The sequence below is a fragment of the Shewanella sp. P1-14-1 genome, from assembly GCF_001401775.1.
GTDB classification, from domain to species: Bacteria; Pseudomonadota; Gammaproteobacteria; order Enterobacterales; family Shewanellaceae; genus Shewanella; species Shewanella japonica.
The window spans coordinates 62696-78188 of sequence record NZ_LKTL01000003.1 but is presented as its reverse complement, the minus strand read 5'-3'; the positions used below and the strand labels follow the sequence as shown (position 1 = coordinate 78188).

The 15493-nt window shown below is 40.0% G+C and carries 16 protein-coding genes; 11 read left to right on the top strand and 5 right to left on the bottom strand.

Features of this window, described 5'->3' with window-relative positions; translation table 11 throughout:
- Positions 1-219 precede the first annotated feature (219 nt).
- The 4 genes from cysQ to AN944_RS02630 all read left to right on the top strand — a co-directional run bounded on the left by cysQ (position 220) and on the right by AN944_RS02630 (position 3811).
- The gene (gene cysQ / locus AN944_RS02645) at positions 220-1041 is read left to right on the top strand and encodes a 3'(2'),5'-bisphosphate nucleotidase CysQ (RefSeq protein WP_225442205.1); all 822 of its coding nucleotides are present in this window, start codon (positions 220-222) and stop codon (positions 1039-1041) included.
- A gap of 95 nt (positions 1042-1136) precedes the next feature.
- Positions 1137-2042, top strand: a complete 906-nt coding sequence (gene mak / locus AN944_RS02640) for a fructokinase (RefSeq protein ID WP_055023036.1) — start codon at positions 1137-1139, stop codon at positions 2040-2042.
- Positions 2043-2507: 465 nt separating this feature from the next.
- Positions 2508-3086: an ElyC/SanA/YdcF family protein gene (locus AN944_RS02635; RefSeq protein WP_327271688.1), complete on the top strand. Its 579-nt coding sequence runs from the start codon at positions 2508-2510 to the stop codon at positions 3084-3086.
- Between the two features lie 35 nt (positions 3087-3121).
- Positions 3122-3811, top strand: coding sequence for a DUF2982 domain-containing protein (locus tag AN944_RS02630; RefSeq protein ID WP_055023034.1), 690 nt, complete (start codon positions 3122-3124; stop codon positions 3809-3811).
- 92 nt (positions 3812-3903) lie between these two features.
- Here the strand turns inward: AN944_RS02630 and AN944_RS02625 are convergent, their stop codons facing one another.
- The 3 genes from AN944_RS02625 to galE form a co-directional block, all read right to left on the bottom strand.
- On the bottom strand, positions 3904-4338 hold the full coding sequence (locus tag AN944_RS02625; protein ID WP_055023033.1) for a polymer-forming cytoskeletal protein: 435 nt from the start codon (positions 4336-4338) through the stop codon (positions 3904-3906).
- A gap of 170 nt (positions 4339-4508) precedes the next feature.
- On the bottom strand, positions 4509-5006 hold the full coding sequence (gene napF, locus AN944_RS02620) for a ferredoxin-type protein NapF (RefSeq protein WP_055023032.1): 498 nt from the start codon (positions 5004-5006) through the stop codon (positions 4509-4511).
- 36 nt (positions 5007-5042) lie between these two features.
- Positions 5043-6056 (bottom strand): UDP-glucose 4-epimerase GalE, encoded by a 1014-nt coding sequence (galE, locus tag AN944_RS02615; protein ID WP_055023031.1) that lies wholly within the window; start codon positions 6054-6056, stop codon positions 5043-5045.
- A gap of 359 nt (positions 6057-6415) precedes the next feature.
- On the opposite strand from galE, the gene phhA reads away from it, so the two are divergent.
- The 6 genes from phhA (at position 6416) to AN944_RS02585 (ending at position 12419) form a co-directional block, all read left to right on the top strand.
- The gene (gene phhA / locus AN944_RS02610) at positions 6416-7213 is read left to right on the top strand and encodes a phenylalanine 4-monooxygenase (protein WP_055023030.1); all 798 of its coding nucleotides are present in this window, start codon (positions 6416-6418) and stop codon (positions 7211-7213) included.
- Between the two features lie 34 nt (positions 7214-7247).
- Positions 7248-7586: a 4a-hydroxytetrahydrobiopterin dehydratase gene (locus tag AN944_RS02605; protein ID WP_055023029.1), complete on the top strand. Its 339-nt coding sequence runs from the start codon at positions 7248-7250 to the stop codon at positions 7584-7586.
- Between the two features lie 220 nt (positions 7587-7806).
- Positions 7807-9345: a transcriptional regulator TyrR gene (gene tyrR / locus AN944_RS02600; protein WP_055023028.1), complete on the top strand. Its 1539-nt coding sequence runs from the start codon at positions 7807-7809 to the stop codon at positions 9343-9345.
- Positions 9346-9689: 344 nt separating this feature from the next.
- Complete coding sequence (locus tag AN944_RS02595) at positions 9690-10676, top strand: fumarylacetoacetate hydrolase family protein (protein WP_055023027.1); 987 nt, start codon at positions 9690-9692, stop codon at positions 10674-10676.
- Between the two features lie 95 nt (positions 10677-10771).
- Positions 10772-11422, top strand: a complete 651-nt coding sequence (gene maiA / locus AN944_RS02590; protein ID WP_055023026.1) for a maleylacetoacetate isomerase — start codon at positions 10772-10774, stop codon at positions 11420-11422.
- A gap of 445 nt (positions 11423-11867) precedes the next feature.
- Positions 11868-12419 carry a nucleotidyltransferase family protein gene (locus AN944_RS02585; protein ID WP_055023025.1) on the top strand — a complete coding sequence of 184 codons (552 nt, stop codon included), beginning with the start codon at positions 11868-11870 and terminating at the stop codon, positions 12417-12419.
- Between the two features lie 23 nt (positions 12420-12442).
- On the opposite strand, the gene AN944_RS02580 is transcribed toward AN944_RS02585, so the two are convergent.
- Positions 12443-13480 carry a hypothetical protein gene (locus AN944_RS02580; protein WP_235530837.1) on the bottom strand — a complete coding sequence of 346 codons (1038 nt, stop codon included), beginning with the start codon at positions 13478-13480 and terminating at the stop codon, positions 12443-12445.
- 445 nt (positions 13481-13925) lie between these two features.
- Between AN944_RS02580 and ompW the strand changes: the two genes are divergently transcribed.
- Positions 13926-14600: an outer membrane protein OmpW gene (gene ompW / locus AN944_RS02575; RefSeq protein WP_055023024.1), complete on the top strand. Its 675-nt coding sequence runs from the start codon at positions 13926-13928 to the stop codon at positions 14598-14600.
- A gap of 104 nt (positions 14601-14704) precedes the next feature.
- Here ompW and AN944_RS02570 read toward each other — a convergent pair whose 3' ends face one another.
- Positions 14705-15445 carry an SDR family oxidoreductase gene (locus AN944_RS02570; protein WP_055023175.1) on the bottom strand — a complete coding sequence of 247 codons (741 nt, stop codon included), beginning with the start codon at positions 15443-15445 and terminating at the stop codon, positions 14705-14707.
- Between the last annotated feature and the right edge of the window lie 48 nt (positions 15446-15493).

Below are 15493 nucleotides of genomic sequence, written 5' to 3'. Positions count from 1 at the left end.
TTTGAATACGAATGCAGCCAAGGGTTAGAGGCTTTCAAGCTTATCCGACTTGGCTTACTATCAAACCTGTTATTACAAATGAGTAACAATAGCGGTATTAGCAAGGCTAATGATTAATGTCTAAGACAAGCTAAATAGTTATAAATATTTACCTTGTTCAATGGCATAATGTGTTGATTATTTACGACTTAATCGTCGATATTTTCCAAGGAGTTACCTTTGAGTAGCCAGAGAATAGATCAACCTTTTGATATAACAGAAAATCAGTTACAGCAAGTTATCAGCATCGCTAAAGACGCGGGTAATGCCATTATGCAGGTGTATTCATCTTCAGACTTGCAAGTCGTCACTAAACAGGATGACAGCCCAGTCACGGCTGCTGACATTGCAAGTCATAATGTTATTGTCGCAGGACTTGAAAGTCAGTTTGCAGGTATTCCAATCATGAGTGAGGAAGCTGCAGATATCCCGTGGGAAGAACGTCAATTATGGAACACCTATTGGCTTATAGACCCACTGGATGGAACGAAAGAATTTATAAAACGAAATGGTGAATTTACTGTCAATATTGCGCTAATACATCATGGTAAAGCCATCGCTGGAGTGGTGTATGCGCCAGTCTTAGAAACGTGTTATTCAGGTATTTGCCATCAAGGTGCTTGGCTAGAACAAGGTGATAAGCGAGTTAAGCTCGATATCAGCCAACGTTCTATTAGTGAAAACCCGATTGTTGTAGGTAGTCGCTCGCACATTAGCCCTGACGTAGCAGCGTATGTCGCTAATATTGGTGAGCATGAGATGCAAAGCGTCGGCAGCTCACTTAAGTTTTGTTTAGTGGCAGAGGGTAAAGCTGATGTGTACCCAAGAATGGGGCTAACAAGTGAATGGGATACCGCGGCGGCGCAAGCAGTATTAGAAAGTGCAGGTGGACAAGTGTTACGCCACCCAGATTTAGCACCGTTAGATTACAACCAAAAAGAAGATATTTTAAACCCGTATTTTATTGCGGCATCACCGAAATGGTTTGAGCGACAGTCCTGACTTCGTCATACATGACAGCTCATTATCACTCGTTGGGTTAATGCCGTGAATCTACGTGTTAAATGATAGATTATAATTAAATGGAGAGTGAAGCTATGATGCGCATGGGTGTTGACCTTGGCGGGACAAAAATCGAGTTAGTAGCGTTAGCGGATGATGGCAGCGAGCTGTTTCGTAAACGTGTTCCTACCCCAAAAAATTATCCTGGAACCTTAGATGCGATAATTGGACTCGTTTCTGAAGCTGAAGCTGAAACTCAGCAAACAGGCTCAGTTGGTGTAGGGATCCCTGGCGTTGTTTCACCTTTTACAGGATTAGTTAAAAACTCAAATTCTACTTGGATTAATGGACATCCATTAGATAAAGATTTGAGCGCCCGTCTTGATAGAGAAGTACGAGTTGCCAATGATGCTAACTGCTTTGCTGTATCTGAGTCAGTAGATGGCGCCGCAGCAGGAAAAGGCGTGGTTTTTGGTGTGATTATTGGAACGGGTTGTGGCGGTGGTTTATCTATTAATGGCAAAGTCCACGGCGGGGGTAATGGTATCGGCGGTGAATGGGGGCATAACCCATTACCTTGGATGACGCCTGATGAGTTCAACTCAACATCGTGTTTTTGTGGCAATAAAGATTGTATTGAAACCTTTATTTCGGGGACTGGCTGGGTAAGAGATTTTCGCCGAGCAGGAGGTGAGGCTGACAGTGGAATACAAATTTCACAGATGATGGCTGAAGGGCATCCCTTGGCTACTCAAGCTTTTGTTCGTTATATCGACCGTTTAGCACGCTCTCTTGCCCACTTAATCAATATGATTGACCCTGACGTTATTGTATTAGGTGGCGGGGTATCGAACATTGATGCCATTTACAAAGAGTTGCCTAAGGTGTTGCCTAAATATGTCGTCGGCCGTGAATGCGACACGATAGTGGTCAAAAACCAGTTTGGTGCGTCATCAGGTGTACGTGGCGCAGCGTGGCTATGGGGTAAAGATAGCCATTAATGAACCTTTATGATTTGTTTTTGTATTGGTTATTTAGATCATAACACTTCAAATTCAGAGCATATAGAAACATGTTAGCGACGCTTATCATAGGGTCGCTTTTTTATGCTTAAAGCAATTTTATGTTCATCGTATTGGTGACGATATGATGTTGGTGAAATGTGGAGCGTGACTGGATAACATATAGGTATTAGTAATCTATTCCTTAACAAGCTAATATATTGCTGCGAATAATCTTTGGGTATCTTAATGTTTTGGCTTAAAAAAATACTTTCACAATTAGTCATGCCTGTGCCATTTACACTTTTGTGTTTGCTCATGGCTCTACTCATTTGGCGTTACTGTAGTAAACATAAAAAAGTTATTGGACAGCTGTGTCTATTTTTAGGCTTTTCAACCTTATTGGTCTTCAGTAACTCATATGTATCTGCTGCGCTATCCCATAGTTTAGAGTCAAGGTACTCAGTGAACGAAATTCCGCTGTCTTTTGCTTATGACGAAAATGAAAATTATCAATGCTATGTGATGGTGTTAGGCTCAGGCCATACTGAAAATAACGAGAACAGTGCTGTACAGCAGTTATCATCGACCGCACTTGCAAGGTTGATGGAAGGTCTACGGCAGCTAGATATCGCAGACAGGCCATGTACCTTAGTCGTCAGTGGTTGGAGCGGCGGAATTACCCCAACGCCCCATGCGATGATCATGAAACGTGCAGCCATTGAACTTGGGGTGCCAGCTGAAAGCATTACTATTTTTCCAACAGCGTTAGATACCATAGAAGAAGCACAAGCAATGAAGCAGCTGGTAGGAAAAACACCATTCATACTGGTTACTTCAGCGACTCATATGCCAAGATCGATAAAAATATTTAGCCAAGAAAATCTATTCCCAGTAGCTGCGCCAACGAACTTTATCAGTTCTACAGGCTATTGGTGGCGGTTTAGCGCTGAAAACTTGTTTATTTCTCAACGGTCGATTCATGAATATGTCGGGATGGAATGGCTAAAAGTAAAACGGTTTTTGATTGAAACCTTTGAATAACAACCTTTAATCCTTACAAGCTAAACGTTGGCAACATGACTCAAGAAAACACATTATTAATCAGTCCATTTGGTAAGCGTAATGGTATAACCTTAACCGTGTTTGGTTCGCTAGCGTTATTTATCAGCCTAGTGCTCTTTATTACTGCAAAACACCTATTTGGGATCGGCATTGTGTTGTTTGGTTTTGGAAGTGTGAGTTTAATTTTAGGTATCGCTAAAATTAACCAACCTAGTGCCAGTTTTAAGTTAACACAGGCAGGAGTCGAATATTTCCATCGACGCGGTACTGTCCATATCGGGTGGAACAATATCCAGCGAATTGATGTATCAAGAGTGACTCAAAACCTTGAATTAATCGAATTGCCTTACATTGGCTTTAAGCTCAAAAAAATTAACCCCATTCTAGACAATATTTCCCCACGATTGGCGACAGGTCTGTTAACTGAGCAGCGCCCGTTATTGATGACGGCAGCGACACAAGATGAAGACTTACAAAGTTTAGAAACCTACCTAGGCGCTGAGTTTACTCCTTTGGTCGTTAATGGGGATCGTTACAGAGGCGTGTTAGCAATGTTTGGCCATCGCTGTCAGACACTTGAAAGTCATCTCGGGTTTCATTTATATATTTCTGTAGATAGCCTTGATAGGGCACCAATGGCGTTTGTGGCTTTACTAAGGGAGTGGCAGCAAGAGTTTGGTGGAGAAGGAGAAGAAATAACGTAAACTTTGTTATTGTCTCGTGGGTGATGGTTCAAACATCACTTGAAACAACAACAAAGCTTATTAATACAGTTATCAACAAATTTAGGTGAAAACTAAGCTGTCACAGCAGCGGAAAGTTGTGGGTTATCAGTTTTTTCTTCTGATGAATCACTGATCACTTTTTCATTTGAGATTAACTGATGTTCTGCGCTTTCGTCATAAGCTTTGCGGTATCCGATAAACTGACCATTATCTAAGATTTCCATACGCTTACTGTAAACTTCACCATCAAAAGTACCTGTATTGGTGATTGATAATTTATCGCACGTAATATTACCTGTCATCAAGCCTGACACTGACGCTTCAACACAAATCACGCCACCAGTCACTACACCTGTTGATTCTACTGTTACGTTACCTGTTGCACGAATTTCACCGTTGATTTTGCCTGCAATCAAGACGTCCCCAACAACTTTGATATTACCCGTGACTTCACAGTCGTTTGCGATAAAACTGAGGTTGTTTGCCGGACTTTTTTTACTAAACATGTAGACTCTCTTTTCGCATAATTAGGCCGCAATAAAACTGATAAGCGCGGCGAAAATGACTTTGTTATAGATATTTAACATTTAATATAGCGACAATTAAATGCAAAAAAAACAATTAAATTTTGACTGTTAGGACTTTTTTTTGACGGCGGTCACTCAATTAGCCTCAATTACTCGGCTTTAACGTGAGTTTCTGTCACGGTAATTGACTGTGCAGGACAAGGAGATACGCATGCGCCGCAGCCAGTACAAGCATCAATATCAATAATGGGTTTAGGGATTTGACCGACTGCCATCTTAAATGTAATCGCTCTAGGATCGCATGCATCTTTGCAACTTTGACACCACACACCTCTGTAGGTCAGGCATGAATCATTGATTGACGCTTTAATTGTCCATGGTAAAGCTTGAGATACATCGAAAATCTTTTCTTCGCAGACGGTTGCACACTGCTGACAAAAAGTGCATTCATCTTCAGAAAATTTAATTTCTGGAAAGCCGCCATCTCCTTTAATAAGCACTTTGGTTTCGCAAGCATCGATACAGGCATTACAGCGAGTACATTCGTCAGTAAACTCGATAGAATCTATCACCCATGGCGGACGTTGAGCACTGTCTTTTCTGCGTCTGAATAGATTTCTACGGCTATGATTAATGGATTGGCTCATGATTTATTTCCAGCCTTACAATGATTCATTTCGTGTTTATTCTCGATAACCTTTAGGGTTTTTTGATTGCCATTGCCAGCTACTTTTAACCATTGACTCAAGGGTATGAGTGGGCTGCCAATCAAGTTCTTTGTGCGCCAAAGTCGCATCAGCGAAATAGGCGGCTAAATCTCCTGTACGGCGATCGGTAAAGCGATAAGGTATAGTCTTACCACTGGCTTGTTCAAATGCCGTAATTAACTCGATGACGCTATAACCTCTACCTGTACCGAGGTTGTAAGTCACAATGCCAGGGTTTTCAGACAGTTTATTTAAAGCCTTGATGTGGCCTGTTGCGAGATCTTCGACATGAATATAATCTCGAACACCAGTGCCATCAGGTGTGAGGTAATCATTCCCAAAAACGCGTAATTCTTTGATATTCCCAATCGCGACTTGGCAAATAAATGGCATTAAATTGTTGGGTATATCACTAGGATCTTCGCCTATTAACCCACTTTTATGGGCACCAACTGGGTTAAAATATCGTAATACAGCAATATTCCATTGGCTATCTGCAGCGTATAAGTCAGCCAATAGCTGCTCAACCATAAGTTTAGATTGCCCATAAGGGTTGGTAGCACCTGTTGCAAAATCCTCTCGAATTGGCAGACTTTCAGGTAGGCCGTAAACAGTGGCTGATGAGCTAAAGACTAATTTTTTTACATTATGCTCAGCCATGACTTGGCAAAGTATGATGGAACCTGTGACGTTGGTTTCATAATATTGCAATGGGTTAGTGACAGACTCACCTACCGCTTTTAAGCCTGCAAAATGAATCACTGAGTCGATAACATGATCGGTAAAGATTTTGTGTAACAGGGCTTTATTGAGTACGCTACCTTGATAAAAAGTGCAATCTTTCCCTGTAATTTGGCGGATTCTGTCGAGCGCATTAACGTTGGCATTCGATAAATTATCAACAATGATCACTTGTTGATTGGCATCTAACAGTTCTACGACAGTATGAGAGCCGATATAGCCAACACCGCCAGTCACTAGAATTGCCATGGTTTGTCCTTAACACTGTGGAGTAAAAAGTAATTGCTCATACTATTGTACTTAACTTAGCGTGATGAATATAACTTTTGTTACTGATATCCATTCGAATAATCAGTAAATAGCAGCATTCATTCTAAGATGCGCTACAAAAAAGTCTGCAACATTGATAGCCTTTAACTCATTCGTCAAACTATAACTACATTTTAAGTCTCTGTTTTTAAATTACTATTCTTTATCAATATTGACTTTGTAGCGAATGGTTTACGTTTTTAGCTAGCAAACTGCCAATCAATAAAGTGTGAGCCTGTTAACAAATATGAAACCTTAGCTCACTATGAAGGCAGAGAAGTTTACGTAAAGTGACACTTATGAGTAAAGCAACAAATTACACAGCTAAAATCCCCGATAGTCAGGGTTATATTCAGTACACTGATGAAGAACATGATGTCTGGCATGAGTTATATCAGCGTCAGATGGTTAACATGCCAGGACGTGCATGTGATGCGTATATGCAAGGCCTTAAGGCGCTCAATATGCCGACCAACAGGGTGCCGCAATTACAAGAAATCGATAAAGTGCTAACCGAAACGACTGGTTGGAAAACCGCGGGCGTGCCGGCTTTAATTTCTTTTGGAAAATTTTTTGAATTGCTAGCGAGTAAACAGTTCCCCGTCGCCACGTTTATTCGTACCAAAGAAGAGTTTGATTACTTACAAGAACCGGATATTTTTCATGAAATTTTTGGCCATTGCCCGTTATTGACGAACCCAGCATTTGCGCGCTTTTCACATATTTATGGTCAGCTAGGTTTGGCTGCATCAAAAGAAGAGCGGGTATATTTAGCTAGACTGTATTGGTTTACTGTGGAATTTGGTTTAGTCAAAAGTGCTGACGGCGGTCTTAATATTTATGGTGGGGGGATTTTAAGTTCTCCTGGCGAGACCTTATATGCGTTAAGTGATGAACCTGAACGTAAGCCATTTGATTTGATAGAAGTGCTAAGAACGCCTTACCGAATCGATATTATGCAACCTATTTACTATGTGATTGACAGCGTCGACTATTTGGATGAAATCGCTCAAATGGACATTATGGCTGCAGTGACAAAAGCACGTCAGTTGGGGTTACTTGAACCTAAATTTGCCCCAAAGACGATTGCAAGTTAATACGAATAAAAGAACAAAAAACTCAGGAGTAGTTATGTCTGATTTATCAGAATTAAAATGTGAAGCTTGCCAAATTGATGCCCCAAAAGTGACCGAGCAAGAAATGGTCGAGTTCAGTCAAATGATCCCAGAATGGACCGTAGAGAATCGTGACGGAATTAATCAGTTAGAGCGTGTGTATAAGTTCAAGAACTTCAAATTGGCGATGGTTTTTACCAATAAATTAGCTGAACTTGCTGAAGAAGAGTTTCATCACCCTGGTATTTTAACGGAATGGGGCAAAGTGACAGTGACTTGGTGGTCACACTCAATTAAAGGACTTCATAAAAATGATTTTATCATGGCGGCGAAAACCGACCAGTTGATAGACTAGCCAGCTTCATTATTAATTTCAGCAGGTTACGTTAACGTAACCTGCTGGAATACGTCATCTGTTACAATTCCGCTGTAAACAACACTTGCCACAAGCCGCATAACCTTTTAACGTATCGCTCACAAATAAAGAAGGATGACAATTTTCATTCAATTTTGAATGGTTATTGCCTTGAATCCTCGTATATTGCTGCAAAATGACTGATAGGGAATAGTTGTATATGCGTTTGGAAGTGAGTTGTTTAGATCGCATTGGCCTTGCGAAAGATATTCTTGAAGTATTAGAGACTTATGGCATTAATTTGATTGCAATTGATGCTAGTAACAAAGGTTTTCTCTATTTACAATTCGCTGAAATTGGGTTTGAAACCTTAAGCGAATTAATGCCACTTATTAGAAAAGTAGAAAGTGTTCATGATGTACGAACCGTATCGTTTATGCCTTCTGAGCAAGAGCATTATGCATTAAAAACCTTGTTAAAAACGTTACCCGATTCGGTATTTTCTATTAATTCCAAAGGGCGTATTCGTATCGTCAATGAATCTGCATTGTTGACCTTGAATATGCAAGAGCATGAAGTTATTGATGAATCACTAAATCACTGGGTTCAAGGCTTTAACTTTTCTCGTTGGTTAACAGAAGCACCTGTCTTAGCTCAAGCGACCCGAGTACAAATTGGTAGTAACGAGTATCTAGCTGAAATGCTCCCGATTTATTTACCAGATGAAAACAATGCCAGTATCTTAGCTGGTGCTGTTGTATCACTTAAATCGCCTGCCAGAGTAGGTAAACAGTTTAATGCACTTCAAAATCAAACAACGGGTTTTGATAATGTTCTTGCTGTTAGCGATAAGATGAAAGATGTCCTTAAGCAAGCTAAACGTATGGCACAACTTGATGCGCCTTTATTGATCACAGGTGAAACAGGAACGGGTAAAGAGTTAATGGCTAAAGCAAGCCATGATGCCAGTATGCGCCGTGAACATCCGTTTATTCCAATTAACTGTGCAGCTTTGCCTGATAGTGTGGCTGAGGAAGAGTTATTTGGTTTTGTTTCAAATGGTGATGTTATAAAACGTGGCCTATTTGAAGAAGCGAAAGGCGGCACCGTCTTTTTAGATGAAATCGCCGAAATGTCAAAAGCGGCACAAGTTAAGTTATTGCGCCTTTTACAAGATGGCACCTTCAGACGAATTGGTGGCGATGAAGAAGTCCGTGCTGATGTACGTATTATTTGCTCCACTCAGAAAAACCTAGCAGAGCTTTGTCAGTCTGGAGAGTTCAGAGAAGATCTATATTACCGAATTCATGTACTCAGTTACCACATGCCGTCGCTGCGCGAGCGAAAGGTTGATGTTATCCCATTAACTGAAATGTTCTTAGAGCATTACAGTCAGCAGCTATCAAGCCCACTTCGCCGTATTTCAGCATCTTGTCGTGATTACCTGTTTACCTATGCGTGGCCTGGTAATGTTCGTCAGCTTAAAAACGCTATTTTTAGAGCGGTTTCAATGTGGGATGGATCAGCTGAATTAACTGTTGAACAGCTTAAACTGCCGTCTTACGCTGAAGGGTTTGGTTATTTTGATGAAGAGTTTGAGGGTAGCCTTGATCAAGCAATGAAAGAATATGAAGCGTCATTGTTAAGGCGTTTATATCCTGCTTATCCAAGTACCCGACAATTAGCCAAAAAGTTAGGTGTTTCTCATACGGCGATTGCAAACAAACTTAGAGATTACAAAATCACTAAAAAGCGTTAGCCGTGAACTTAAGGTTCATTAGGTAAAACTGACTGTAACGATATAATGCCAGCAAAATGCTGGCATTATGGTATTTTTCAGGCATATATTGCTGATATTGCCACTATCTTGCACTGTGTATTAAAAGCTTTACAAAATCACCGCCAACTAACCAAAGTGTGATTTATCTCACGCTATATTAATTTGGCTGAGCTTAATGTATTCCTAGCGTTATAACGCTATTTTCGTTGATATTAACCCGCAATCTGTTCGGCAAATGCTTCATTAGCGTCTTAGGTACAGATTGCTAGAAATAACAATTTAAAATCTAGTATCAACTTTATTTGTTCCCTTTAGGAGTCAAAATGAAACTTGCAAGTTACAACAACGGCCGCCGTGATGGCCAACTTATGTTGGTGAGTAAAGATTTATCAAAAGCCGTTGCCGTTCCTGCTATTGCCAATACCATGCAGCAACTATTGGATGCATGGGATTTACTTAATCCTCAATTGGAAGAGCTGTATGAAGCGTTAAATGCTGGTCAAATGGATAATGCTATCGATTTTGATGAGTCACGTTGTCTGTCACCTTTACCACGTGCATACCAGTGGGCAGATGGTAGTGCTTATGTTAATCACGTTGAGTTAGTTCGTAAGGCTCGTGGTGCTGAAATGCCTGAGTCTTTTTGGACAGATCCGTTAGTTTACCAAGGTGGCTCTGATTGCTTTATCGCACCTAAAGCGGATATTGAAATGGCAAGCGAAGAGTTTGGCATTGATTTCGAATCTGAAATTGCCGTTGTTACGGATGATGTTGCAATGGGTGTTGATACCGATAATGCAGCTAAACATATTAAATTACTGATGCTAGTGAATGATGTGTCACTGCGTAATTTAATTCCTGGTGAGTTGGCTAAAGGATTTGGTTTTTTCCAATCTAAGCCTTCTAGTGCATTTTCTCCTGTTGCGATTACCCCAGATGAGTTAGGTGATAAGTGGCAAGACAGTAAAGTTCACTTACCATTAGTCACACATTTAAACGGCGACCTATTTGGCCAACCCAATGCTGGCGTTGATATGACGTTCAACTTCAGCCAACTGGTTTCTCATGTGGCTAAAACCCGTCCATTATGCGCTGGTGCTGTGATTGGTTCAGGCACGATATCAAACTATGATCGCAGTGCAGGTTCTAGCTGTTTAGCTGAGAAACGTATGTTAGAAATCATTGCAGATGGCAAAGCTTCAACTCCATTCATGCATTTCGGTGATACTGTCAGAATCGAAATGTTTGATGAAGAAAACAACAGTATCTTTGGCTCAATAGACCAAAAAGTGGTTGAGTACAAAGGCTAGTCGTTACGGTTTAATACCCTAAAGCAATAGCGCTATGCGTTATTGCTTTTTTTATGCTCATTAGGCTGTTAGCTCAATGATGATAAGGAGATAAAATGAAACTATATGGATACTGGCGCTCAAGTGCCGCCTATCGAGTACGCATTGCACTCAATTTAAAGCAACTGGTGGCAGAACAGGTTTCAGTGCATTTAGTTAACAATGGCGGGGAGCAGCATAGCGAGATGTTTGCAGCGTTAAACCCTCAGCAATTAGTTCCCGCTTTTGTCGACTCTAACGATGACGGGGAGTTTTGCCTTACTCAATCAATGGCAATTATTGAATATTTAGAAGAGCAGTATCCTCAAAGCCCACTATTGCCAAAAACGCCAAAGGATAGGGCGATTGTTCGTGCGATGGCGCAATCTATTGCTTGCGAAATTCACCCATTAGATAATTTGCGTGTGTTGCAATTTTTAGTGAAAGAGATGGATGTAGATGAAGAAGCTAAAATGAAGTGGTATCACCATTGGATCCACATTGGCTTTAAAGCATTAGAATCACAAATGAAGACTCATTCTAGCAAATATTGTTTCGGTGATACTCCTACGTTAGTGGATTTATGTTTAATCCCGCAGGTTTATAATGCTAAACGATTCAATGTTGATTTAACTGATTACCCGAACATTTTAAGAGTTTGGACGTATTGTAATCAACAATCTGCTTTTGCTGATGCCGCTCCAGAACAGCAGGCAGATGCCACTTAAACCTTGTTGACTCTTTCGCTATACAGCCAGTTAATGTTGAGCGTGTTCTACAATCACATGCTCTGACCACTTAACTGGCAGTTGCTCTTTTCAGTGCGTTATTCGTGTTTAAACTTACTATATATTTTCCAATATTTTTCCCTATCAACTTGAAATGGCGCGTTGTTTATTAATAGCTTAGTGGCATAAAATCAGTTAACTTAACTCACCAATATTAGCATGTGTTAATATTGGTTTTGTTATTATTGTTTTTTGTCAAAATTGTCGTTTAGCAAGTTTTGTCGAAAGAGTCGCGTTATTTATCGATCAAAATGTAAATTATTAAAGTTCTTCATTAATTAAGCCGATAAAGTGGTAGCTTTTGATTTACCGTTTTTAAATCTGCAAATTAGCATCGGTACACTGTGGTTAATTTAAATAGTACAAATAACACTCGGAATAGGTCATGGATTTTGAATCTCAAATAAAACAGTGGATTACAAACGACCCAATGCGCATGAAAGCATTGGATCTGACTGCGCAAATGTTTAAAGAGCTTGAGGTTGATGATTGGTATATTGCTGCAGGTTTTGTTCGTAATTTAGTGTGGGATAAATTGCATGGTGCTGCGGAATCAGTATCAGATGATATTGACGTGATTTATTACTGCAATGAAGAAACCAGTGTTTATCGTGACAAGTTAATCGAACTTGCTTTAGCGGAAATGGCTTCATTCCCTTGGTCCGTTAAAAACCAAGCAAGAATGCACATAAAAAACCAGCATCCTGCTTATACTTCTGCTAAAGATGCGATGTCTTATTGGCCTGAACTGCAAACAGCGATTGGGGTGAAGCTCGATGAGCGTGGTGACATTGTCGTTGAGTCAGTGTTCGGTTTGCCTTGTCTATTTAACTTGACTGTAAATTACAATCCTAAAGCTGATGAGTCAGTGTTTATGGAGCGAGTTGCCAGCAAGCCTTGGTTTAATGAGTACCAGAATTTGTCATTAGAGCTTTAATTCGTTTAGTTAGCATAGCTAATTCAAACATTTTGAAATAACACTTCGATGGTGACAGTCAAAACGGCTTGATTCAAGCGCTCGCTGTCTTCATCTTCACTCCATGTGTATTCAGGCGTAATGCCAAAAAATAACCATTCTCTCAAATAACTTTGTCTATATGTGAGCCCAATACTGGCTTTATCAATATAATGGTAGGGCTTATTGACGCCATTTATTTTTGCTTGATAGCTAATGGCTTGTGTCTCACTAATATATTGATAAAGCTGTAAACCAGTGCCTATTTTCCAGCCGTTACCTTTATTCTCATATTGTGCTGCACTGTGCCAACGGAGCAAAAATTGAGGATTAAAAGCATGTTCAAAATCTAACTCTGTAGATTCACCTGTTACGCTTTTTTCCTGGTATAACTTTTGTGTAAATCGCCAAAGGCTGTTGTCCGAAATCGGTAAAGTGTAACGGTAGCGCGCTTCAATTTTGGGTTTAAAACTGGCTTTGATATTGAAACTACTTCTTTCTTTTGTATACCAGTCATATCGTAAGCCGACATCAACATCTCTTTCTTCATCAGGACGTTTAATAAAAGAGAAAGGATCATCTTCGCCCGTGGAGTCAAAAATAAGCTTTAATTTCTTGCTCATTCCCGGCAAGTTTAAACGCGCATTTAAGTTAGCTCGGTACTTAAACCCCTCCTTTTCAAAATAAGAGAAGTCGTTATACCAGCGAATGATGGTGCCTGCTCGTCCATCATCTTCTATACGATCATCGACAAAAAAGCTGTCAAACCAGATAGCGGGTTCGCAAAACTTGGTATTCAAATAAGCGAATGTTTTATCTAACGGTAGTTCTGATTGTGAGCGGCTATAGCATGGAGAGTCTTCAGTAGCGCTTTGCTCACCGTTGGCTTTTGTAGCGTTTGGTTTAATTTTTTGAACAGCTTCTACGGTTGAGTCGCTTGCCGTTTCTGATTTACTTTCAGCTTGCTTCGATGCTTGCTCAAAAACCGTACTCGCTTGAGTAGAGTTAATATTGGCAAACAACAATAGCCAGCTAATTATCATAAAAATTTGTTTTGATAGGCGCGACAAAGCGATGTGATTCCAAAAAGAAAGTCGATAAATTTGATTGTATCACTTATGTAACAAATTTCTGATGGTTAACATCTTAGTGGCATAAAACAAATCTTATACCAATTAGATAGATGAAATTGTTGTCAACATGTGAATTATTTATTTTGCCTGAATATTTATGCGATACCTAGAATTGAGTGAAATCTGTTCATTTTTAATACGATATGCTGGATTTATAGCTGTATATTAAATGCGTGTTATCTAAATCTGCTAGGTAAATGTGATCTCAGTCATTAATGTTGCTTACCTAGTTTGGTATGGGTGTTTTTATTGATTTGGATCAATATTGTTAATCAAATACTCTGGCAGTGTAGCGGCAATTGTTAACAGTGTTTGCACAAAGCACTAATTATGTTGCGCACATGGAGTTGTCACAATGAATAAAAAAATAGCCTTAAGTATTGTCGCAGCCAGTTTATTATCTACTGGTATTTCTTCTTCTGTTTTTGCTCACCAAGCGGGTGATTTTATTTTTCGTGTAGGGGCAGTTGCTGTCGCGCCGAATGATGAAAGTCAAAATGTTGATACCCCAGACTTAGGTGATTTAGGCCAATTCTCTGTTGATGACAACACTCAAGTTGGTTTAAATTTTGGCTACATGCTGACAGATAATTGGGGAGTTGAATTATTAGCAGCAACGCCTTTTACTCATGACATCTCAATTGCTGGCATGAAAGTGGCTGAAACTAAGCATTTACCGCCAACCTTAGTTGCACAATATTACTTTGGTAATGCGCAATCTAAATTACGCCCGTATATTGGTGTAGGTGTTAACTTTACTAACTTTTTTGACAATGAAATTACCAACAGTGTTGATGGTCGTTTATCTGACTTAAGCTTGTCTAACTCTTGGGGCTTAGCTGCTCAAGTAGGCTTAGATTACAACATTAATCAAAATTGGTTAGTTAATGCTTCAGTTTGGTATGCACAGATTTCAACTGATGCAAGCTTTAACTACGCGCCAAACGGTGGTGCAGATTCAGTACCTGTGACAATTGAAACTGATATAAACCCGTGGGTTTATATGGTGAGCGTAGGTTACAAGTTCTAAGTCAGAGCGTTATTGTTACCAAAAAAAAAACAGGAGCTTAGCTCCTGTTTTTATTGATTGACGAGACAGTATTAAATCAACTTTTACGCCATTTTTAACTAAGGCTATTTCTTCTTTTTGTTTTTCCAGTGGCGGGTGTTGTAAATAAATTCCGGCAACATCATGGTTAACCAAGCAACCAGACGCCAGCGTTTAGTCACATATACCTTACGTTTACCTTTTTTCATTGCTGCAATTATCTGATCTGCCACTTTAGCAAGAGGCGGGAGCCATAACTTACTTTGCTGCATCGCAGCCTTATCTAATAAGCCTAATTGAATATCTGTAATGGTGATGGGTAATTTCAGGCGCTGAGCATGCATACTCAAGCCTTCAAGGTAGTTCTGTGCATACGCCTTAGATGCATGGTAAGCAACGCTTGGTCCACCTCTCAGTCCGGCAATTGAGTTAATAGCGGCTATTTGGCCATACCCTTGCTCTCGCATGAGTCGGAAAGTGGTATTACAAATAGCAGTAAAACCAGTGACATTGACGTCAATAATATCTTGCTCAAGTTGCCATGGCAGCGTCTCGTTGTAACCATTTAGCCCTGTGTTTATTAAGACCAAATGTGCGCCATCAATTCGTTGCCACTCTTGTTCTAATTGGCGAATTATCTCAACAGGCTGCTCAATATTTAACGGTAAAACGTTAACTTCAGTCTCAAGTTGTGAAGCAAACTCTTTTAATGAGTCTGGATCTTGGACAAAAAGTGTCAAAGCAACTTTTTCTGCGGCCAATTTACGGGCGATTTCTTTACTAAGATGTGAGCTAGCGCCCACTATTATTGCGTTTGCTTGTGTCATGCGCTTTAAGGCTTCGAAATGATGACCTATGATAAAAACAACTGCTTT